The 22,610-nt window shown below is 42.3% G+C and carries 22 protein-coding genes, 1 tRNA gene and 1 other RNA gene; 12 read left to right on the top strand and 12 right to left on the bottom strand.

The window, feature by feature from the left end; all coding sequences use genetic code 11:
• Nucleotides 1-100: 100 nt before the first annotated feature.
• The 8 genes from TPSD3_RS09510 to TPSD3_RS09545 form a co-directional block, all read right to left on the bottom strand.
• On the bottom strand, nt 101-856 hold the full coding sequence (locus TPSD3_RS09510) for a hypothetical protein (protein ID WP_086488298.1): 756 nt from the start codon (nt 854-856) through the stop codon (nt 101-103).
• On the bottom strand, nt 846-1,391 hold the full coding sequence (locus tag TPSD3_RS09515; protein ID WP_086488299.1) for a hypothetical protein: 546 nt from the start codon (nt 1,389-1,391) through the stop codon (nt 846-848). The genes TPSD3_RS09510 and TPSD3_RS09515 overlap by 11 nt, the downstream gene beginning before the upstream one ends.
• Before the next feature lie 56 nt (nt 1,392-1,447).
• A complete protein-coding gene (locus TPSD3_RS09520; RefSeq protein WP_086488300.1) occupies nt 1,448-1,639 on the bottom strand; it encodes a DUF1737 domain-containing protein in 192 nt (63 codons plus the stop codon).
• Between the two features lie 86 nt (nt 1,640-1,725).
• Nucleotides 1,726-2,340, bottom strand: a complete 615-nt coding sequence (locus TPSD3_RS09525; protein ID WP_086488301.1) for a hypothetical protein — start codon at nt 2,338-2,340, stop codon at nt 1,726-1,728.
• 222 nt (nt 2,341-2,562) lie between these two features.
• Nucleotides 2,563-3,123, bottom strand: coding sequence for a 1,6-anhydro-N-acetylmuramyl-L-alanine amidase AmpD (gene ampD / locus TPSD3_RS09530; RefSeq protein WP_086488302.1), 561 nt, complete (start codon nt 3,121-3,123; stop codon nt 2,563-2,565).
• Nucleotides 3,124-3,130: 7 nt separating this feature from the next.
• Nucleotides 3,131-3,769 (bottom strand): type II secretion system minor pseudopilin GspJ, encoded by a 639-nt coding sequence (gene gspJ / locus TPSD3_RS09535; protein ID WP_245391572.1) that lies wholly within the window; start codon nt 3,767-3,769, stop codon nt 3,131-3,133.
• 15 nt (nt 3,770-3,784) lie between these two features.
• Nucleotides 3,785-4,747, bottom strand: a complete 963-nt coding sequence (locus TPSD3_RS09540; RefSeq protein WP_140048528.1) for a type IV pilus biogenesis protein PilM — start codon at nt 4,745-4,747, stop codon at nt 3,785-3,787.
• Between the two features lie 12 nt (nt 4,748-4,759).
• Nucleotides 4,760-5,611, bottom strand: coding sequence for a LabA-like NYN domain-containing protein (locus tag TPSD3_RS09545; protein ID WP_086488305.1), 852 nt, complete (start codon nt 5,609-5,611; stop codon nt 4,760-4,762).
• A 324-nt stretch (nt 5,612-5,935) separates the two neighbouring features.
• Between TPSD3_RS09545 and TPSD3_RS09550 the strand changes: the two genes are divergently transcribed.
• The 12 genes from TPSD3_RS09550 to TPSD3_RS09605 all read left to right on the top strand — a co-directional run bounded on the left by TPSD3_RS09550 (nt 5,936) and on the right by TPSD3_RS09605 (nt 18,300).
• Nucleotides 5,936-6,754 (top strand): UDP-2,3-diacylglucosamine diphosphatase, encoded by an 819-nt coding sequence (locus TPSD3_RS09550; RefSeq protein ID WP_086488306.1) that lies wholly within the window; start codon nt 5,936-5,938, stop codon nt 6,752-6,754.
• Nucleotides 6,755-6,761: 7 nt separating this feature from the next.
• Nucleotides 6,762-7,757, top strand: a complete 996-nt coding sequence (locus tag TPSD3_RS09555; protein WP_245391554.1) for a glycosyltransferase family 4 protein — start codon at nt 6,762-6,764, stop codon at nt 7,755-7,757.
• Between the two features lie 454 nt (nt 7,758-8,211).
• Nucleotides 8,212-8,427: a 30S ribosomal protein S21 gene (gene rpsU, locus TPSD3_RS09560; protein WP_086488308.1), complete on the top strand. Its 216-nt coding sequence runs from the start codon at nt 8,212-8,214 to the stop codon at nt 8,425-8,427.
• A gap of 81 nt (nt 8,428-8,508) precedes the next feature.
• Nucleotides 8,509-8,961: a GatB/YqeY domain-containing protein gene (locus TPSD3_RS09565; RefSeq protein WP_086488309.1), complete on the top strand. Its 453-nt coding sequence runs from the start codon at nt 8,509-8,511 to the stop codon at nt 8,959-8,961.
• 18 nt (nt 8,962-8,979) lie between these two features.
• Entirely contained in the window at nt 8,980-10,812 is a 1,833-nt protein-coding gene (dnaG, locus tag TPSD3_RS09570) for a DNA primase (RefSeq protein ID WP_176329816.1), read from the top strand.
• Entirely contained in the window at nt 10,809-11,930 is a 1,122-nt protein-coding gene (locus tag TPSD3_RS09575; RefSeq protein WP_217884415.1) for a DUF3696 domain-containing protein, read from the top strand. The genes dnaG and TPSD3_RS09575 overlap by 4 nt, the downstream gene beginning before the upstream one ends.
• A 247-nt stretch (nt 11,931-12,177) precedes the next feature.
• Nucleotides 12,178-14,028: an RNA polymerase sigma factor RpoD gene (gene rpoD, locus TPSD3_RS09580; RefSeq protein ID WP_086488445.1), complete on the top strand. Its 1,851-nt coding sequence runs from the start codon at nt 12,178-12,180 to the stop codon at nt 14,026-14,028.
• Nucleotides 14,029-14,229: 201 nt separating this feature from the next.
• Nucleotides 14,230-14,320, top strand: a tRNA-Ser gene (locus TPSD3_RS09585).
• Between the two features lie 19 nt (nt 14,321-14,339).
• Nucleotides 14,340-14,436, top strand: an RNA gene (gene ffs, locus TPSD3_RS09590) — signal recognition particle sRNA small type.
• A 57-nt stretch (nt 14,437-14,493) separates the two neighbouring features.
• Nucleotides 14,494-16,224 carry a DNA polymerase III subunit gamma/tau gene (gene dnaX, locus TPSD3_RS09595; RefSeq protein ID WP_086488311.1) on the top strand — a complete coding sequence of 577 codons (1,731 nt, stop codon included), beginning with the start codon at nt 14,494-14,496 and terminating at the stop codon, nt 16,222-16,224.
• Complete coding sequence (locus TPSD3_RS09600) at nt 16,221-17,657, top strand: LutB/LldF family L-lactate oxidation iron-sulfur protein (RefSeq protein WP_086488312.1); 1,437 nt, start codon at nt 16,221-16,223, stop codon at nt 17,655-17,657. The genes dnaX and TPSD3_RS09600 overlap by 4 nt, the downstream gene beginning before the upstream one ends.
• A complete protein-coding gene (locus tag TPSD3_RS09605) occupies nt 17,650-18,300 on the top strand; it encodes a LutC/YkgG family protein (protein ID WP_086488313.1) in 651 nt (216 codons plus the stop codon). The genes TPSD3_RS09600 and TPSD3_RS09605 overlap by 8 nt, the downstream gene beginning before the upstream one ends.
• A 274-nt stretch (nt 18,301-18,574) precedes the next feature.
• Here TPSD3_RS09605 and TPSD3_RS09610 read toward each other — a convergent pair whose 3' ends face one another.
• The 4 genes from TPSD3_RS09610 to cmr4 form a co-directional block, all read right to left on the bottom strand.
• Nucleotides 18,575-19,756, bottom strand: coding sequence for a TM1812 family CRISPR-associated protein (locus TPSD3_RS09610; RefSeq protein WP_086488314.1), 1,182 nt, complete (start codon nt 19,754-19,756; stop codon nt 18,575-18,577).
• Between the two features lie 462 nt (nt 19,757-20,218).
• Nucleotides 20,219-21,142 (bottom strand): type III-B CRISPR module RAMP protein Cmr6, encoded by a 924-nt coding sequence (gene cmr6 / locus TPSD3_RS09620; RefSeq protein WP_086488316.1) that lies wholly within the window; start codon nt 21,140-21,142, stop codon nt 20,219-20,221.
• 5 nt (nt 21,143-21,147) lie between these two features.
• Nucleotides 21,148-21,564, bottom strand: a complete 417-nt coding sequence (gene cmr5, locus TPSD3_RS09625) for a type III-B CRISPR module-associated protein Cmr5 (protein ID WP_086488317.1) — start codon at nt 21,562-21,564, stop codon at nt 21,148-21,150.
• Nucleotides 21,561-22,604 (bottom strand): type III-B CRISPR module RAMP protein Cmr4, encoded by a 1,044-nt coding sequence (cmr4, locus tag TPSD3_RS09630; RefSeq protein WP_086488318.1) that lies wholly within the window; start codon nt 22,602-22,604, stop codon nt 21,561-21,563. The genes cmr5 and cmr4 overlap by 4 nt, the downstream gene beginning before the upstream one ends.
• Nucleotides 22,605-22,610: the final 6 nt, after the last annotated feature.

Consider the following 22,610-nt stretch of genomic DNA (forward strand, 5'->3'; position numbering starts at 1 on the left):
CGTTTGTTTTTGGTAGATTTTTATTCTTTAATTCGGAAAATTCTAAAATTTTGTAAATTCTGATTCTGATAAATAAAAACTTTAGGCATTATACGCTCTACTACTTTCTCCCATCCGTCATATAACGACTGCGCCCAATGTGGGTCAAGCGTTGCTGCCAATCGGCAATTTCTCCGTAGCTTAAATGGTGCGTATCTACGCCGGGTGTCCAGATACCGCCAAGAATGTTCGGATCATCAATGCGTATCAATCCAGACTCACGCAAGGTTTCAGCTTGTTCGGTGCTGGGAATCGGCGAGAGGCAGAAAGGCGCAACTTGAAAACCCAATGACGGATTAATCTGCATTAATTCTTCGTACAATCCCCAAATAGCCTCTTCAAGACGGCAAAGGGTTTCATCATTGTCATCAGCAAAACCAATGATGACTCCATAACGAATATAAGGCACATTTGTCCGCACAATCGCCTTAATAATCTCACAATGTTCTTGCCACGGGAGTAATTTGGCATAATTTTCTTGTCCGAAGACTGGGCGTTCGGCTGGGATATAAGCCATGTAACAGCCCACTTTTCCATCCCAACCCCACAAGGCCTGAATCAATTCTTCATCGGGCGTAAAATCCAAGCCTGATTTACGATTGATACCGCGTCCCAAGGTGGTTTTTTTCAATTCTAAACCATTTGGCCATAAAATCGGCATTCCCTGTTCTCTAACAATGCACATGATCTCAAGAATATCTTCTCGGCCGCCTTTCTGCACAATGCGCCCTAAAAATTGATCCGCACCATTGATAATCACCTGCGCACCCGCTTGTTTTTGGATGTGAAGCCATTCTTCTACTTTTTTAGGCGACATGGCACGATAACCAAGCCGATAATTGGGCGTTTGGCAAAATCACAGTGGCGATCACAGCCAATATCAGTAAAAATTGAACCAATACGGGTAGATTGAGCAAAAATGGAGGTCGAATTTCATCAATTAAATCAAGATGATGACTGATGTGATCGCAGTGGTAAAACTCGAATAATACTACTGGCCCTTCCGTCGGAATAAAGCAATAACGCACGGCATTATGTAAACACCAGACTTGCATATTCGCGGTATCCGTCGCGTAACGAATATTAATCGGATCAAACAACACAATTCCCGCGTAATCCATACGCCGTAATTGTTGCCGAATTCGCTCCAAACGATAAGCCCGAATCACAGCTAAATCAGGCAGCGGCAAGCCTAATGCTTGCCATTCTTGTTGCGCTAAATCGCTGGGTTCTAAAGTTTGTTGGTCGTATTGTTCGGACGGCGGTGGTTTTTTTGTCGAATGCGGTTGATGTGGATTAATTTTGGGGTGATAACGGCGAAACAGAGACGTTGCTGTACTGCGCGAATTCATACGAGTTTTCCCTTATGGGGTGAGCATGAGGCTTTGCCGAATTCAAACAAAATCCATTAACCGGCCGGACTTGGTTTCTTTAAAATCATCGGTTGAAAGTAAGTGATTCCGCTCACGCCTTCCTCTTGTGTCACTACCAAATTACCATGTGGAATATAACCTTCCTTAATTCGATCATTCACCATTTGTTCTAAATAAGCGGTATCGGTTGAGGAAACAATAACATACAGTTTCTTTTTTTCAGCCATGGTTTTCACTCCGGGTGGGGTTGATTAAAAAAGTAAAATCGTGTTGATTCATGACGCAGCGCGTCGTGACTACTTCAGACAAAAAATCAAAGCACTTTCAATTGAGAAAAATTACATTCCGTATGTACTAAATCGCCACAGCGTTGTAATAAGAAATAGCCGCGTTCTAAGGCTATTCTTTTTAGCTCTTCATTAATATGAAAACTCGCCAAACCTGCGTATAGTTTATGTTGTTGGTAAATGGGAAATAATAATTTAAAATTCTTGGCTTTTCTTTCCAATTTATCCAAATCATTAAGATGGGCTTTATATTTAACCTCAACCACCGCAATCGCATCGCCATTCGTCAGTAATAAATCATATTCTTCTTGTATATTGCTACGGTGTTTGCGCATATTTCTGGTAATATCATCAAAATAGAGATCACCCAAGCGCGTTTCTTTTACCAAACTATTGTAGAAGAATTCTTCCGCAATATCTCCCTGATTTTGCGTCACATTGCCCAAATGAATGCCGATCCGCTCCAGTTTTTCGTCGGTTTTTCGCATCTGCTCATCAGTCTTTAGCATCTGCTCGTCGGTTTTTCGCATTTGCTCGTCAGTTTGTCGCATTTGCTCGTCAGTTTGTCGCATTCGCTCACTCAGTTCTTTCTGTGCAACAGCAAGGCTGGCAACTAAGGCTTTTAATTCGTCATCTGTCATTTTGAATAATCTCCTTGAAAGTTATTTTTTGTCTGAATCAGAATTTACAGAATTAAAGAATAAAAATATGCTGAAAATAAACGACTCACAAGAGTCAATTTTATCAATTCTGATTCTGACAAATAAAGGCTTTATAAATCATAAGTAGTTAAAAAAATATTCAGCTACTAAAATTGTACGATTTTAGTGGCTGAATATAGTTTAATTCCTTTGTGGAAATGTTCATATTTTAGAAATCCCCTGAAAAACCCGAACCCAATCAAATGCCTCACCGGGATCTGTTTTCCGTCCGGGCGCAATATGATAATGGCCGACAATGCGATCTGGAGTAATCTCTGGCCAATGCTGTTGTAATAAACGAATTAAGGGAATTAATTGAGAATATTGCGCGGAAGTATAAGCCAAATCATCACAGCCTTCTAATTCAATCCCAATCGAAAAATCATTACATTGCTCCCGTCCTTCAAAACAAGATTGTCCCGCGTGCCAAGCCCTTTTTAGAAAAGAAACATATTGCGTTATTTCTCCCCTACGATTAATTAAAACATGTGCCGATACCCTAAGATGCACAATGCCCGCAAAATAAGGGTGTTCATTTGGATTTAAATGCCCTTGAAAAAGCTTATCAATATAATTCCCCCCAAATTCACGCGGTGGCAAACTAATCCCATGAATCACGATTAAATTGGGAGTCACCCCCAGCGGTCGCTCATCCCAATGCGGCGAGGGACAATGCCGCACATGACACAACCATGCTTTTTCCTGATCTAATGCAAGTATCATCGTATCATTACTCACCAGCAACCACCGCCATTAACCGCGTTAATTCACCAAAACGAGGCAATGTCAAAGTGACCGCAATAGCCCGTAAATAAGGAGAAGAAATCACCGTTTTATTTTCTGTTTCATTGTCAAGATGACTACTATTTTCTCGCCATGATGGCGCGGTGGGCGGCCACACGTCATGCCACACGTGATCCTGATCTAAAAATTGCCATTTAATCTGCTCTACATTATCCAGCATTAAAATCGAATACGGCTGACTGTCCTGCGCCTGATCCAACACCACCCACTGATCGCGCCACAACCCGCCGTTTTCATAACGATAGCGCACGCGCTGCAACGCACTGCGGGTTTGTTGCAAAGGATTTAACCAACCGTCCCGTGTCCATACCACGCTATCACCTTGAGCCGACAAGGCAGGTTCTACATCACCATAAGGATTACGAATGGAACGCGGTGTGAAATACTCCACATCTTGTTGCAATCGCGCCAAAGTGAATTGTATTTTTTTCCAATATTGGGCTTGTTCTTGGGTGTGCGCGCTTAATTCCAATACCGTCCCCAAACCGCCATAAGCCATGACCGCAATTAATGCAAAAATACTTAATGCAATCAGCAATTCTAATAAAGTAAAACCCTTTTCCACACGCAAAATAATGCCTTATGCCTCCTCTTCACATGCACAATCCATTGCATCATCTTCTTCCCGCAATGCCGCCCCCAATACCAAAAAATAATCGGCTGATGTTAATGGAAAAGATAAATTTTCGGTTCGCACCCATTGATTTAATACTAAAGGTTGTGAGGGAATATGCAAGGCTTGACTTAAACAATGTGGCAATGTCGGCAAATCATCGACAACAGGCGCAATCATTAATTGGCTAATACGCGGCAAATTAAAATGCTGCATATATTGATATATCGATTGTTCTAACGTGGAGATTAACGTAGGAATTTGCTCTGGCATATTTTGCAATAAATGCTGCCGTCCTAACGCGATAAATTCGATAGAACAAATCATTTGTTTATGCGTCAGAATTAAAATACTGCGATAGTCATCTAACCATAATATCCCTTGATTTTCTGAATAAATTGGAGATAACGCCAATAAATTACGCAAAGCCATTTCAGGAATATCGACCGCTTGTAAATTAAAACCCGCGGCAACAATAGGACGAGTATAATTCTGAATTAATGCTTTTTCCGTCACCACCACATAAATCCAACGCGAATAATCTGGATTTAAATAATCAGGAGGTTCAAAAAAATCAAAAATAACACGCGATAAATCAAAAGTTAATTTGGCTTGTAATTGTTCGGTGACCAAATCAGAAATGCCCGCGGTATTTAAATCGCGGGGAACTTCCACACGCACCAGTTGATACGTTGATGTCGGCATCACCAACACGCACGGCGGATGGGTACAAAATCCCCACCGTGCGGCCAATTCATGCAGTACATTCGTTAACTGTGGCGGCTGATACGTTACTTTGTCTAAAGCAGTTACGGTGATTTTATTGGCTTCTCGCCACAAACTTGCCAAGCAAACGTGCGAAGGAGAAATACCAATACTCACATGCAACTGCCCTTGAGTCAGTTGGAATCCATGATATGAAATAGACATCGACGCAGTTCGCTACGACCCGACTAAGCGAATATTGGTGGCAACAGGGTCTTTATTATTGCTTTTCGATTCTTCTAGCCGAAATTCAAAAATCAGGTCGCGGTTGGGTAAATGGTTGCTGTTGACTTCTTCGGGTAAATTAGAACTGTGAAAAAACGCCGAATTATAAGGAGAATCATCATTGCGCGAATCGGTAATCCATAAGCCCGGTGCAATGCGCTCCATATAACGCATAAAACCAAAGCCGCGATCTTCGTAATAATGCGAGCAGTAACCCCGCACCACCGATCCCAATTCTCCCCAAATCAAATTATTATCCACGTTCTTTTTTACTGGTAACAAGTTGGGGATCAGGTAGCCAGAAATAAACATGTCCGCTTCACGTTTCAATTCAGAAGAAATATTTTCAAAAGCCACCACTTCTACCCGACACCCATTATTTTGTAATGCGCGAACCACCTGCACAAAATCCCCATCGCCTGTAATCATAATGACCCGATCTAAATTTTGCGATTGCAATAAGGCATCAACGGCCATGTCTAAATCGGCGTTGGCTTTACCGTAGCGTGTGCCTTTTTCGTCTTCGTACCATTTGACGTTTTTTTGAATGACTTTAAAGCCATATTCACGCAACACTGAAAAATAACCATTAATCCCCTTACGATAGGCCAAATCATCACGCGCCCGCTCCACGTCAAAACTGACGTAAGCATTGAGACGAATCGGCTCCGCACCGTCGCGGCAGGCAAATTCTCGTAAAATATCATATTGCATCCCATAACCGCCGTTACGATTCACATTAGCCACGTCCACATAGACACCTAATTTTGTGTGAGAACGTTCAAATATTTTATTTCCTTCCATAAAAAATTAAATTTTCACTGTCACTGTTATTAAAGCATTTTGATTTGCCTAGGCATTGTGCCATTAGTGCAAACCCACCAAATTGGCAATCTATTTATTTTGCCTAAGCGATTCTAAGTAACTTTGCATTATAAATCAATGCTATTTTTAACGCTTTTAACGTTTAAAAAGACCCGATAAAAACAAAAACCTATCCTGATTTTGACCACACAAAACTGGAGACAACATAACTTTCATCAGGCTGTCTTGTAAACGTCATGGCGTTGCAATCTCACCGTGTCAAGATACCAGTCCACATTCCGAAAGACATTTGAGGACAGGCGAGTGACTCCCCCTATCAAACATTATCGTGCGATTTGGTTGTCTGATATTCACTTAGGCACACGTGGCTGTAAAGCTGACTTTCTGCTTGATTTTTTGCGCACGCATGAATCGGCTTATCTTTATCTGGTGGGTGATATTGTCGATGGCTGGCGATTGCGCAAATCGTGGTATTGGCCGCAATCTCATAATGACATTGTACAGAAAATTTTGCGCAAAGCCCGTAAAGGCACTGAAGTGATTTATGTCCCTGGTAATCATGACGAAATTTTACGTGATTATATTGATATGCAGTTTGGCGGTATTACCGTTTTAGATGAAGCCATTCATATTACCGCAGATAATCGTCGTTTTTTAATTATTCACGGGGATCAATTTGATGGCGTGATGCAATATGCAAAATGGTTGGCGATTTTGGGAGATTGGGCGTATGAAAGAATGTTACAAGTCAATCATATTTATAATTGGATACGGCGCAAATTAGGTTATTCTTATTGGTCGTTATCGGCTTATTTAAAACATAAAGTAAAAAATGCCGTTAATTTTATTAGCGATTTTGAGCAAACTTTAGCGAATGAAGCGCGTCGTCGGGGATTTGATGGCGTGATTTGTGGGCATATTCACAAGGCTGAAATTCGACAATTAGACGATATTTTATATTGCAACGATGGCGATTGGGTAGAGAGTTGTACTGCATTAATTGAAGATTGGGATGGGCGATTTTTTATTGTTCATTGGACGGATAAGCAACATTATTTTCAACTCGAGAATTCATTAGATGAAAATTCTGATCGTGTCGGACGCTTGGTTGCCACAGATTAACGGTGTCGTGCGAACACTATCCACCACCTGTCAATTACTGCAACATTTAGGGCATGAAGTTCAGGTCATTAACCCCGAACAATTTACCACTGTACCATGTCCTACTTATCCAGAAATTCGTTTAACCGTCAATGGGTTTAAGCGAGTAGGGCGTTTAATCGAAGAATTTGCACCAGACAGCATTCACATTGCCACGGAAGGGCCATTGGGTTGGTTGGCACGCTGGCATTGTATTCGTCATCATAAGGCATTTACCACTTCTTTTCATACCCGTTTTCCTGAATATGTTTATGCGCGTTTTCGTGTGCCGTTGACGTGGACGTATAGCGTATTGCGACGTTTTCACCGTTATTCTGCCAAAATTATGGTGACAACGCCCAGCATGTATCAAGAATTAAGCGCGCAAGGCTTTGAATCATTAAGCATTTGGTCACGCGGAGTCGATGTATCTTTATTCCGACCTCGCAAAGAGGCTTTTTTAGAACATCTCCCGCGTCCGCTTGCCATGTATGTCGGGCGAGTGGCGGTGGAGAAAAATATCGAAGCCTTTTTAAATGCAGAATTACCCGGCAGTAAAGTCGTTGTCGGTGATGGGCCTCAATTGCCGGCTTTGCGTCAAAAATATCCTGCGGTGCATTTTGTGGGTTTGAAAAAAGGAGAAGAATTAGCGCGTTACTATGCGGCGGCTGATGTGTTTGTTTTCCCCAGTCGCACGGATACTTTTGGTTTGGTGATGTTAGAGGCTCTCGCCTGCGGCACACCCGTGGCGGCTTATCCTGTCCCAGGGCCTTTAGATGTGATCGGTGAACACAGCACTGTGGGATGTTTACACGAAAATTTAGAAGAAGCAGTGCGTATTGCCTTAACCCGTGACCGCGCCCAATGTCGCGCTCATGCGTTGCGCTATTCATGGCAAGCCTGCACGCAACAATTTCTCGATAATTTACAAATTGTTACGCCACATTCTACAGAACAACGACTTGCTCCACCCGCACATGTGTAAAACTGTGATAAGTTGTTAAACAAAAATATTCACTATTAGAGCCTATACAAGAACTCTATTTATAGCTAAAGATTTCAGAATATTTTTATGAAAACTTTAGCTTTCCTATTTTTTAGCCATATTTTAACTTTCCTTAAAAATATTTTTGCTCTACTCAAAAATCAATCACTTATAAAAGAACACAAACCAGACCCAAAAACCTAAAACTTTATAATCAATAAGTTAGTTTTGGTATAGGCTCTCAAGCAATACGGCAAGCTCAAAAACTAAGCCCGTAGCTCGCATAAGCGACAACAGACAGAAATTGACAAGAAGTTGTAAAAGTAAAACACCTCCCCCCTTTACACACTCCCCTATTATTGACTATACTTGACCGTTTAAGATGACATCGTTTACAGTCACTTAGACAAGGTAAACTTTTCCCATTTATCAAATAAAAGGAGTTTAGTGTTCAATGCCTAACATTCGCGTTAAAGAAAATGAACCGTTTGAAGTTGCCATCCGTCGCTTTAAACGGGCTTGTGAGAAAGCCGGGATTTTAGCTGAAGTCCATCGCCGTGAATTCTACGAGAAACCCACCTCCGTGCGCAAACGCAAAGCCGCCGCCGCTGTAAAACGTCACATGAAAAAATTGTCGCGTGAAACCCTGCGCTGCGAACGCCCTTACTAATTGTATTTTATCGCAGCCTCGCGCCGTCCGAGTCAACATCACGTTTTCAGCCCTTGTTCCGATTTACCAGCGAGATCAATCATGTCGGGTTCCCTCAAGCAACGTATTCAAGATGATATTAAAACCGCCATGCGCAGTAAAGATAAAGCCTTATTAGGCACATTGCGCTTGATTTCTTCGGCAATCAAACAACGCGAAGTAGATGAACGCATTGAAGTCAATGACATTCAACTCATTGAAATACTTGATAAAATGGTCAAGCAACGCCGCGATTCTATCGGCCACTATCAAGCTGCCGGACGAGATGACTTGGTGGCACAAGAATCTTTTGAGTTGGACGTGCTGCAAAATTACCTGCCACAGCCCCTCAGCGAAGCCGAATTAAACGCCCTCATCGACACTGCCCTAGCGGAAACCGCAGCCAGCAGTCCATCTGACTTAGGCAAAGTCATGGCACATCTCAAGCCTTTGGTTCAAGGCCGTGCCGATATGCGTGCCTTGAGCAGCGATATTAAAAAACGTTTGTCCGCTTAATTCGAGTACGCTCCTATTGTGCGTATTGCTCGTGAGTGTATTGACGACCTGATTGCGCGGGCTGACATTGTTGAAGTGATCAGCCATTCTCTCCCCTTGCGCAAAGCAGGCCGTCATTTTGTCGCGTGCTGCCCCTTTCACCAAGAAAAAACGCCTTCATTTAGTGTCAACGCAGAAAAACAGTTTTATCACTGTTTTGGTTGCGGTGCCAGCGGTAACGTGTTGAGTTTTATCATGGAATATCAACACGTGGATTTTGTGGAAGCGATCCATGAGTTGGCCGGGCAGCTTGGAATGAATGTGGTGTATGAAGAAGATGGGCAAAAAACCGAATCTCCCGCCGCCCGCACGGATCGCCATCTCGCGATTTATCAATTATTACAACATGTTGCCGATTATTACGCCCATCAATTAACCACTCCTGCGGCGGCTGCGGCGCGTCGTTATTTAGAGCAGCGCGGCATTGATCAACAGACTGCCCAAAAGTTTTTAGTGGGTTTTGCGCCTGATGCGTGGGATGGGGTGTTGAAAACCTTTGCGACACAAGAAACTGCGTTATTACAAGCGGGTTTATTGGTGGAAACGGAACAGGGACGGCGTTATGACCGTTTTCGCAATCGGGTTATCTTTCCCATTCTGGATCAACGGGGGCGTGTGATTGCGTTTGGTGGGCGCGTGTTAGACGACAGCAAACCCAAATATCTCAATTCTCCAGAAACGGCTGTCTTTCATAAAAGTGATGCCCTGTACGGTTGGTATCAAGCACGGCAACAGCGTCCGCTGGAACGTTTGATTATTGTGGAAGGTTATTTAGACGTGATCGCCTTGGCGCAATTCGACGTGCCACACGCCATTGCGACCTTGGGAACGGCGACTTCTGAGACGCATTTACGCATTATTTTCCGCCAAGTGGATCAGGTTATTTTCTGTTTTGACGGCGATGACGCGGGTTATAAAGCGGCTTGGCGCGCTTTGGAAACGTGTTTGTCGTTAATGAATGGTAAACGAGATGTGCGCTTTGCCTTTTTGCCGCAAGGGGATGATCCTGATAGCCTTATTCGCCGTGTGGGAACGGTGGCATTTCAAAATTATTTACAACAAGCCAAACCCTTATCTCATTTTTTATTCGATCACCTGTTAAAACGAATCGATATTGCACAATTAGAAGGTCGGGCGCGTTTGGTGGAAGTGGCCAAGCCGTTATTAGCCAAGTTACCCGAAGGGGCTTATCAAACTTTATTGGTGCAGCGATTAAATGAATTAACACAGGTAGATTTTAAAAAATTAACTACACTTATACAGGATGCCCAGCCTAAACATTCTCCATCTGATCCAGTTGCTGTGAGAGAAAAAGGCAGAGAAAAAAGAGAGAAAATTAGCACGCGCAATATAATACATTTAGGCCGCGTTAATCGTACACCCATTCAAATGGCCATTCAACTGCTATTACACACCCCTGCATTAGCGCAGCGAGCAGAAGACATTTACAGTCAAGTTTCCGTATTAATTGATAAAGATGGAGATGCGGAATTTTTAATGCTATTAATTGAATTATTAAACCGTCAACCCGATATGCACTTAGGGTTATTATGCGAATATTGGCGCGGTACGCCGTATGAACCGCTGATCAGTGAATATGCGTTACAAGAAAATTTATTACAACAACCCATTGTCAATATTGAAGCGGAATTTGATGGTATTTTAACTCAAATTAAACAACAATATTATCAATATCGTTATGAATTATTACTGGCAAAAAGTCGCCTTGCCGCGCTAACTCCCAGTGAGAAACAAGAATTTTTTGAATTAGCTCCCTTATTATCGCGGGTGTCTCATGGGATTAAGCCTTGAGCGATTTTTTTATCATCGCTTCACCGATTCAGCACATTAAGAAAAATACGGCAATGATCACCAGCATTACATTAAAAAATTTTAAATGTTTTAAAGAGGAAATTTCATTTCCCTTAGCGCAATTTAATTTATTTGCAGGCTTTAACGGCAGCGGCAAATCCACATTATTACAATCTTTACTCATGATGCACCAATCATTGGGCTATGTGGATAAAAAACGATTAATTTTAAACGGTAAATATATTAAATTAGGCAGTTTTGACGATGTCAGAAATCATCATAATTCGGCTGAATTGCCCATTGTGTTTGAATTTTACAGTCGCAATGATGACATGGATATTTCAAGAGTTTTCACTTTAAAAAAAGATGACAGCGATGATTTGTGTCTAAAAATTTCTTATCCCAATGACAATTTAGAATCACTTGATTTTTTATTATTTGCCCGAATTCATTTTATTTCCGCTGATAGAATTGGCCCTCAAGAATTTTATAAAAAACAAATGCTCGGTGATTTTCCTCATGTGGGGATGAAGGGAGAATTAACGGTTAATATTTTAGATAAATTACGCGAAAAAAAAGTAAAAAAATTCCTGTGTTTGGGAGAAAATAGCGATACTTTATTGGTGCAAACACAAGAGTGGTTAAGCCGAATTTTAAGCCCCATAAAACTCGATTTACCGCGCTCTAAATCCAATATTTTAACCCTTTCTTTAGGCAACACCAGACCACACAATGTCGGATTTGCGTATAGCAGTATTTTACCGCTTATTGTGACGGGGTTAATTGCGGAGAAAGGAGATATTTTAATTATTGAAAATCCAGAAATCCATTTACACCCTAAAGCACAATCAGAATTGGTTAAATTTTTGACCGAAGTCGCTAAAACAGGCGTGCAAATTTTTATAGAATCGCACAGCGATCATATTTTAAATGGATTGCGCATTGCGGTATTAGAAAAAAGATTAACCACAAAACAATTAAGTATTCTTTATTTTCGAGAAGGTTACAACCAAAGTGTGGTGAAAATTCCTATCCAAAAAAATGGAGGGGTAGAAATTTGGCCACAAGGTTTTTTTGATCAAATGGACAGTGATTTTGGTGTTCTATTTGATGCGTAAATGAATTCTTTTTTTACAATTTTATCCATCGCGCTTTATCCTGCGCCAATGCCGCACCTCATGGTGCGAACTGGGCTTATCGCGTTAGCTCGCGGTCATGCGCCCTAAAAATGTTGCACTGCACTTTATTCCGCTTAAAAATAAGGAAAAAGTGCCTTAATTTGTTGCTTTGCAACAAATTTGGTCAAGATTGACCCTCAGGTTTTTCGTTACATACTTCAACGATAGGTGGATTATTTCCATGATGATGAACCCCGAAGAGCAAAAGTCACAACTCAAGTTATTGATTGCCAAAGGCAAAGAGCAAGGCTACTTGACCTATCATGAGGTGAACGATCACTTGCCCGATGACATCGTCGATCCCGAACAAATCGACAGTATTATCGACATGATCAACAACATGGGCATCATGGTACACGAAGATGTCCCTGATATAGACAATTTATTGATGTCCGATCCCGTCGCACCTGACGAGGATGCCGCCGAAGAAGCCGCCGCCGCTTTAGCCAATGTGGACAGCGAATTTGGCCGCACCACCGACCCCGTGCGCATGTATATGCGCGAAATGGGAACGGTGGATTTATTAACCCGCGAAGGCGAAATTAAAATCGCTAAACGCATTGAAGAAGGCATGAGTCAAGCCTTATCTGCGCTGGCACAATATCCTGATATTGTCGAAGAATTGCTGCGCAAATATGACACAGTAAAAACGGAAGAAGTTAAATTATCCGATATTTTAATGGGCTTTAATGACAGTGCGAATGGCGAATTAGAAGCAGAATTAGCCCACAACGAAGATGACACAGCGGATTCGGCTTTAGATGAAGTGGTCGCAGCCGAAGAATTAGACGATGATGATGTGGATCATCCCGCGTTAATGGAAGATTGCGCGTTAGACACCGAAGAAACGGAAGCCCGTTTTAATCATCTGCGCCATATTTATCATCAATTGTTAGCGTCTCGCCAAAAAAGCGGCATTCATTCTGAAGCCTACGCCTTGGTGCGTAAAGAATTAGCGGATTGTTTCTTACAATTCCGCATTGCGCCGCGTGTGGTAGAAGAATTGACGGTGAAATTGCGCGACACGTTTAATTTAATTCGTGAGCAAGAAAACTTTATTCGACAAATTTGTGTCGGTAAAGCCAAAATGGATAATAAAACCTTTTTGTCTGCCTTTAGAAATAACGAAACCAATCCCAATTGGGTAGAGCAATTGCTTAAAGGCAACAAGAGCCACGCCGCTAAATTGCGTCCCCATCAACATGAGTTAAAGCGGGCGCAAGAAAAATTGATTGCATTAGAAAGCGTGTGTTGTTTAAGTTTGGACGAAATCAAGGAAATTTATCGCTTGGTTTCTATTGGTGAAGCCAAAGCACGGCGGGCGAAAAAAGAAATGATCGAAGCCAATTTGCGCTTAGTCATTTCAATTGCGAAAAAGTACACCAATCGCGGATTGCAATTCTTAGATTTAATTCAAGAAGGCAATATTGGCTTAATGAAAGCGGTGGATAAATTTGAATACCGTCGCGGTTACAAATTTTCGACTTACGCCACGTGGTGGATTCGTCAAGCGATTACGCGCTCTATCGCCGATCAAGCGCGTACCATTCGTATTCCCGTTCACATGATCGAGACCATTAACAAACTCAATCGCGTTTCCCGTCAAATTTTGCAAGAAAAAGGGCGCGAAGCCACCCCCGAAGAATTGGCCGAACGCATGGATATGCCGGAAGATAAAGTGCGTAAGGTGTTGAAAATCGCCAAAGAACCCATTTCTATGGAAACACCTATCGGCGATGACGAAGACACTCATTTAGGCGATTTTATTGAAGACAATAGCTTGCCTGCGCCGGTGGATTCTGCGACTTTTGAAGGACTACGCCGTGCAACACAGGAAATGCTGCACAGCTTAACGCCACGAGAAGCAAAAGTGTTACGTATGCGTTTTGGGATTGACATGAGTACCGATCACACCTTGGAAGAAGTCGGTAAACAATTCGATGTCACTCGTGAGCGCATTCGCCAAATCGAAGCCAAAGCCTTACGTAAACTGCGTCATCCCAGTCGATCTGAGTCTTTGCGCAGTTTCTTAGACTAAGACAAACAACCCCAACAGCCGCGTATTTTTAGTCTTAAATGACGCGGCTGTGGGTTCTTTTATTCTGTATTCAAATTGTTGCATGGGATGCGGTAAAGTGGCATGACGGAAAAATAAAATTTTCCCCTAGACAAGGGCTTAATTCTCTTGCTATAATGCCCGTTTAGCTGACAAGGCAGTTTACACAGCTAAAAATCAGACGGAGAGGTGTCCGAGCGGTCGAAGGAGCACGCCTGGAAAGTGTGTGTACGGCAAAACTGTACCGAGGGTTCGAATCCCTCTCTCTCCGCCACAATCTGTTATGGTGGCTAGGTCGGTTCCCCCGCAATGTGATGTTGTGAACCCCGTCAGGTCCGGAAGGAAGCAGCGGCAGCAACGGATACGTGTGCCGGGGTGTAGCTGGCTGATGCCGCCCTCCCTCTTTGTTATTTCGCCCTTTCTTCTATTAGCACCCAAATCATTCGCATGGCTTATCAGGTCTTAGCACGAAAATGGCGACCGCGCACGTTTGCCGAAATGGTCGGACAAACACATGTTTTACGCGCCCTCATGAACGCCCTCTCAACAGACCGCTTACATCATGCCTACTTGTTTACAGGCACGCGCGGCGTGGGAAAAACCACCATCGCCCGCATTTTTGCCAAATCCCTCAATTGCGAAACCCACGGAGTCAGCGATCACCCTTGCGGCCATTGTCGTACTTGTACGGAAATCGATGGCGGCCGTTTTGTCGATTTGATCGAAGTCGATGCCGCATCGCGCACGGGCGTAGATGACACCCGCGAATTACTCGACAATGTACAATACGCACCCACTCGCGGCCGTTATAAAGTCTATTTAATCGACGAAGTCCACATGTTGACGCGGCAGAGTTTTAATGCGTTATTAAAAACATTAGAAGAACCGCCGCCGCATATTAAATTTTTATTAGCCACTACTGATCCACAAAAATTATTACCTACCGTTTTATCGCGTTGTTTGCAATTTAATTTAAAACGACTGCCTTTAGAATTAATTCATTCTCATTTAAGCCACATTCTTGAAACAGAACAAATTGCATTTGAACCTGCTTCATTGCATTTTTTAGCCCGCGCTGCCGATGGCAGTATGCGCGATGCCTTGAGTTTGCTGGATCAAGCGATTGCTTATGGCGCAGGACAATTAACGGTTGCTGATGTCAGTGCCATGTTGGGGACATTAGAACAAGGCGTGGTCTATCATTTACTGCGATCATTAATGGCCAATGATGCCGTAGCCTTGTTGAATAACGTGAAACAATTAGCGGAAAGTAATCCTGATTTTAATCAAGTATTAGCCGATTTATTAAGTATTTTACAAAAAATAGCGTTAGCCCAAGTTTTACCCGATTCGCTGAATAGCGAATTACCCGAAGAACAAATGATTGCCGAATTAGCGCAGCAAATTTCTCCCGAAGATGTGCAGTTATTTTATCAAATTGGCTTAACGGGTCGGCGTGATTTGCCTTACGCGCCAGAGCAGCGGGGTGGATTTGAAATGTTGCTATTGCGTATGTTGGCATTTCGCCCCGTGAATGCGGCATTTAGCGCGCCAGAGACCGCAAAACCCACGCCCAGCCGAACCATGGCTGATGCGCCGCGTCCCGTCGCGGCCACGACGGTGACTCATGTGCCGCCTACGGCTGCGGCTGTGCCTGAAAAAAAAACAATTGTTAAAACGCCACCTGTTTCTTCCCCTGTTTCTCCCGCGCCCATTACTCCCACCAATACGCCCAACAATACTCCCGCCCATAGTCCTGCAAAAAATCAGGTTTTAACACTCAATAATCCAGAAGATTGGCTTCATTTAGTGAAACAATTACCACTGGGTGGCGCAGTGCGACAATTGGCTTTAAATTGTGCATTAACTCAAGTTTCAGGGCATACTTTACATTTACAATTAGCCAAAGATTCAGAGATGTTAGGTGTAGGTGGTCGTGTGTCTGAATTAGAAAAGATAATTTTAAATTATTGTGGCCAACCCTACCATATCGAAATTCATATCACGCAACAATTAAACACGGTGACAGTAGCCGAATTGCAGCACCGTGAACAAAACGAATATGAACAACAATTAAAAGTGCAAATTCAAAGTGATCCTTTTGTGCAATCGTTACAACAACGTTTTGGCGCAAAAATTATGCGAATTCAAGCCAATAAAAATGGGGAAAATTCATGACTTCTATCCAATCCCAACATTTTAAACCCCAAGCCAATGCCGCATTAAAAAATGTAGAATTGCAACGCGCTTTGTCCAAAGCTAAAGGCGGCTTTATTGATAAGCGATTATTGGCCTTATCGCAACTTCCCGAATTCGACACCTTACGCGATCAAGCAAAAGCCTTAAAAGAACATACCTTAGCGCATTTAGATTTTTATTTAGAACAATTTGAAGAAAAAGTGCAAGCACGCGGTGGCCACGTGCATTGGGCGGAGAATGCCGATCAAGCCTGCGATATTATTGTGCGTTTATGTCAGCAAGTCAATGCACATTTTATCACCAAAGGAAAATCGATGATTGGTGAAGAAATCAGTTTAAATCAAGCCTTAGAAAATGCAGGAATGCAGGTGATTGAAACAGATTTAGGGGAATATATTATTCAATTGGCTAAAGAACCCCCCAGTCATATTATTGCGCCTGCGGTGCATAAAACCCGTGAGCAAATTTCTGAATTATTTTATCAACACCATCAAAAAGAAGGCTTTAATGAGCCTGCTATAGAAATTGCAGATTTGGTGAATCAAGCACGGCAAGTATTAAGACAACATTATTTAAAAGCTGATGTAGGAATTACGGGTGCAAATTTCTTAATTGCCGAAACGGGATCAACGATTATTGTCACCAATGAAGGCAATGGCGATTTAACCCAATGTTTGCCAAAAGTTCACATTGTGATTTCCAGTATAGAAAAGGTGGTGCCGACCTTAAATGATGCGTCGTTATTAATGCGTTTATTAGCCCGCAGTGCCACAGGACAACATATCACCACTTACACCACATTAAGCACAGGCATTAAAGCCGATTCTGAATGTTCAGGCGCGGAACAATTCCATGTTGTTTTATTAGACAATGGACGCTCTACGATGCTGGGTAATGAATTTAAAGAGATGCTGCGTTGCATTCGTTGTGGGGCTTGTATGAATCATTGTCCTGTTTATGGCGCAATTGGGGGACATGCTTATGGTTGGGTTTATCCGGGGCCAATGGGATCGGTATTGACTCCCTTAATGATCGGCTTAAAGAAAGCGGGAGATTTGCCACAAGCTTGTACGATGAATGGGCGTTGTGAGACGGTATGCCCGATGCGTATTCCTTTAAGCCAGCTTTTACGCCACCATCGCACCGCGCAATTTGCTCAATCCCTGACCTCGCGCAGCACGCGTTGGGGATTGGCGGTGTGGCGGTGGTTTGTGCAGCATCCGCGCTGGTATCGCTGGGCGAGTGGCGTGGGAATTGGGCTGTTGCATCGTTTGGGACGGGGGCGGGGCAGTTTTCGCCATTTGCCGCTGGCCAGCGCGTGGACAAAATATCGTGATTTTCCCGCTCCCCAAGGCGATACGTTTTTTAAACAGTGGCAGCAAAAACAACAGGATAAAGCAAATCATGACTAATGCCCGCGCCGCAATTTTTTCTCGACTTCGTCAATCATTAGGACGGGATTCATTAACGTCCACTATTCGAGATGAATTAGTGCTGAAATTGCAATTTCCTCCCGTTTCATTACAGCCCACAATAAACCGCGATAAATTAAGCCAATTTAAACAACAATTAGAGAAAGTTTCAGGCATCATTATCGAAGTCAATCATGAAAATCAAATCACAGACGCATTAAAAACATGGTTATTGGCGCAAAATTATCCATTAGCGGCGGTCATTGATGCGCGTTTGGGTAAATTGGCGTGGTCAGAGGAATGGGATGTATGTATTCGCAATGCGCAGGACAGCGATGTAGTCAGCGTCACTTTGGCTTTCACAGGGATTGCAGAAACAGGCAGCGTGGTGATGTTGTCGAGTGCGGACGCGCCGACACCGCTTAATTTTTTGCCTGATGTGCATTGTGTGATACTTTATGAATCAGATATGGTTTGTTACATGGAAGAAGCATGGCAAAAGTTACGTAAAGAATACACCAATCCACCGCGTACCGTTAATGTCATCACTGGCCCATCGCGCACCGCAGATATTGAGCAAACGATTCAATTGGGCGCGCACGGGCCACGGCAATTTGTGGTGATTCTTGTACAGCAGAGATGAGATGTGGTCTTTTGTCCAAAACAAGAAAGATAAAAATATTCAACTATTAAAAACGTTCAGAATTTTCATTCTTCTACCGCCCCTAATCTCTCCTCCTAGGAAGGTGTTCTAGTTCGTCCAAGCCGTAGGAAACATAGCCCATTCCAAATTTTTGCCGCCCTGATTCCACAAGGGTGTTTGGTGGATTGGCTTTGGTTTAATTTTCCAAATTCCTAAATGAGGACAGTAGAAACAATGCCGAAAATAGTGATGGTGGGAGTTGCTTAGTTACGCATTACCCCAGTTTCTTGTTGTCAAACACGTTCGCACATTTCTTTATCTCCTCAATTAGCGTTTTGGCAGGCTTGGGTTGTTCATTGAACCCACCGTGTTCAATGTCGTTACGGACGTTTGACAACGTATCTGCCCCCGTTCCTTTTTTTGCTCCTACTCCTTCTTGATCACGCCAACACTTTTCTGTATTTGTTCGTTTATCTTGGGCAAGTCTTTGGTCATCAGACAGATGAACATTTGCGTCATAAAGAGAAATCCAACCTTCCCTTACAACAATGGCCGCTTCAGGATAACGCTCATAATCTAAATAAAGTTTTGCCAATGCGCTCATTGCGTCATGACCCGCTTGGCCAAACAGGGAATCTGAGGGAAGGTCTTTTAATCGTTCAGAAAGGGAGTCTAAAATAGGAGCAAGGGGTTTGAAATATTCCTTTACCTCGTCTCGACTTTCTTCAATTTTCTTCAATACTTTCCGTGCAGAGCCTTCGCTTCTTTCATCTCCTGTAATGATTTTGGAGCAGCGTACTGTCGCAATGTTTTCTGAAAATTCCTTTAACGTACTTACCAAAGCACTTAATCTAGTCGGCCGACGGCCACCGGATGGATGCTTTTGAAGCAGTGCATTTTCTTGTTTTACCAAATCAGCCAAACGACCGCCATGACCTGTTTTTAAGAAATTTTGCAAGGCACTCGACCAATCCAACAAAGAAATAAAAGCACTTAAATCCCAAATTGGTGAGTTTGTCTCGTCTTTTCGGAATTCTCCATAAACCACATGCATTTCTGGCATTTCTGTCTGAGTGTTACGCAGATAATTGATAATTGCAGCAGCGAAAAAGGGTGGAGCGCGAAAACCAAGCGTAATATCAAAAGTGATGGATTTAGGGCTTTTTTCGATAGTGGCTTCTCGGATGACTTCAAATTGTTGCCAAAGTTCTTGTTCATTGCTGCCAGAGGGAATATCTTTAATTTCGGCTTTAACCAGTCCGAGTCGTGATAATTCCTGTTGTAAAGATGCTTCATGTGTGGTTCGAGCTTCCTTAGTCGCCAGAACAGTCAATTCATCTGCTTTAAGCAATTGCATCAATGCAGCAGCCACATATTTTGTTTTACAATTCTGTCCATTTAACGTATATGAGGTTTCCTCATATTTCCCTGTTCCAAGAAAACTAATTAAGCGCATATTATTCTCCGATAAAAATTTTACTTAATTTTATCTCGTTTCCTCGTTCCCACATGCCGAGAGGCTGTAAAAGAACTCCATTTTTAGAACTTTCGACAATGTAAAATCAATAACTTACGAGCGAAAAAAAGGGTATTTTTGGCAGTTCTTTTACAGCCTCGCCATGTGGGAACGAGGAAAATGTGTAGTAAATTACTCCCCCTCACCAAGAAATTTTTTGACGCGGAGAGTACGTTGATAAGGCTCATCTTTCTCCTTCTTTTTCTTGGCACTTTCTTCTCTCCAAGCTTTATTACCCCGCATCAACGATTCCACATGTTTGGCAACTTCTCTTTGTTGTGACTTATCTGGCCAATGTCCCTCCTCCAATTTTTTTAGGACAATCAAATAATCTTCACCAGACTCCTTTTTCGCTTTGCTTGCATCAATAACCTCTTCTATTTCCCGTCTTAAAGGAGATAATTAGCTCAGTTCAGCTTCTCTTTTGGTGGCGGCTTCGGCTTGTTGGCGTTTTTTCTCTTTTTCTTCCTCAATTTGTTGCTGTTCTTTTCTCCGGCTTTCGTCTTCCTCAAATCGCCCATATCCAACAGCCGTTTTTGCGCCAATACCAAATTCAGTCAAAGCCTTTTTTAAATAGCAGGAGGTTTTTTTTAGCAAATCTTCCGCATTTTCTACATGTTCTGAGCAACCCAGTGCAAAACGAAAAGAAGTATCAGCAACGGTGAGAAAATAAATTGGGGTTGGATTTTGTGTGTCTGTTGGCCATTCCGTTTTTCCAGTGTAATAATCAGGGTAATGGGGATTCATCACATCAACTTGAATGCTGCTTTCTTTTAATTCCAGAGGAAATGCGTCAAAAAATATAACTTTTCCAATTTCTTTTTCTACACGAGAGCCACCAAATACTTTACGGAATAACGGATTGCATAAAGCATCTTCCTCTGCTTTATCATTATATCCCCAACATTCTCGAATCCAACACATGCGAGTTATCCCTTTGATTGCGCTGGCAGGAATATAAGGAATACCATAAACATGATGAAGTGTGATTGAAGTTTCATATACAGATTCTCCACCCAATCCCACCACAACACGCCAATCTGGTTTAAACGCCATGACACGACTTTTACTACATAATAGTTCTAGGTGATTATTTTGGCGTTTTTGCAGTTCGTTTAGTAAATTAGAATGATCTTTAGGAAATTTAAATTTTTTTTCCAGTAAACCACCATAGAAAAATTTAAACTTTTCTTTACCTTTTTCTGCAATCTGAGTGGCTTGGCGTTGTAAAAAAAGGGCATAATTGTCTGCTGCTTTACCGTCCATTAATTCTTGCGTATCTTTTGGCAAGAAATATGACGGTTCAATTCGATTGTTCCTAGCCATGATTATTAATCATCTCCTTCTTTATCAATTTCAGCTTCCACAAAACGCTTTAACCAACCGTAGAAAGCCATGACTTCAAGAGTAACATAGCGATAGTCATCTGAATCAAGATCAACTATTTTTTCAATTAAATCCTGACTTTTCTGATTGCCATGACCCTTTTTCGGTTCATTAAAAAACTCTTTGGTGTGTTCTGCACCCTTTAACCAACCCTCTGTTGTTTCTAGCAAATGTCGATAAGCCTCCTCTCCCTTTTTCTTGCCCTTCATGAAAGCCAGCGTTGCTCCTAGCCCGTTGGTCTTTATCAGCATAGGCACTTTTTTAGCGTAGCTCTTGTATTTTCCCGCCCAAGATTCAGGTTTAACCTTGCATACTGCATCGTAAGCAAATTTTGCCCGTTGTTGATCTAAAGTTTGGGTCATTCTGATACTTCCTCTGGCTTAAATACGGTTCTGACAATGCCTTTTCCTAAGCTGGCATTGCCACCTAATTGAAATATCTGGCTTTTATCAATGAAGTTTTTAAAAATATTTCTTGTTTCTCCTGCATCTGGTTTATTTTCTTCATTGAGAAAGTCTTTAAAGAAAGGGCTGTTTTTCTTCAACAACGCTTCCTTCATAAACAAAGGCCCTGTCAGCACCAAAGTGTATAAAATGCTTTCTGTTGGAAGAAACTCTTCTGTGAATAATGCACCTTGTCTAACCGTTCCTGTTTCGTTGTCAATTTTAATGCGGGTAATGACTTCAGTAGAAAGTGTGACAAAATCTTTGAAAGCATCATCTGGCAAAACAACCAGACTTGTTTTAAATTTCTCGTGATGGTAGCTGCCTTTTGCAAAGAGAATATCCGCAAATTCATCGGCGAGCTTGTCAGTGCTTGGGTTATTCTTATCACCGACAAAAGTATATTCTTCAAGAACAATTTTGTCGTTGCTAATGGTCAATGCCGAGTTTTTGGTGATGCCTACTTTTCCTTTTTCGACAGCAGGGAAAGTCTCAGCCATGCCACGGTCTCGATAATAGCGGTTAATAACCTGTTGACAGGTTACCCAAGCAAAAACTCCACGCATCGATTTGACGGGAAAAAACAATAAACGCGCATCCGTAAACCCTAAACAACCTGCAAATTGCGTTTCTCGCTGCAAAATAACTTTGTTTTTGGTATTGTCTGGTTGTTCTTGGGCATTTTCTGTGTATTCAAATGCCTTGGTTACTTTCTCCGACACGCCCATTTCGTCGTAACCAAAAGCAGCATGAATTTTTATCAATTCATTTGTATCATCTTCAGCTTTGCGTTCAAAAGCAGTTCGTAAACTACCCTTAATGCTGGCACTTTCAACTTTGGGGTAGTTCGTATGGCGTTCGCGTTGAATGGGTAAATCAACGATTCCTAAATCGTCTCCACTTCCTGCATGAAGCGGAGTTTCACAAATTAAGTAAAGTGGATCGGCGTGTTGGTACATAAAAAT

The organism is Thioflexithrix psekupsensis (genome assembly GCF_002149925.1).
Classification (GTDB): domain Bacteria; phylum Pseudomonadota; class Gammaproteobacteria; order Beggiatoales; family Beggiatoaceae; genus Thioflexithrix; species Thioflexithrix psekupsensis.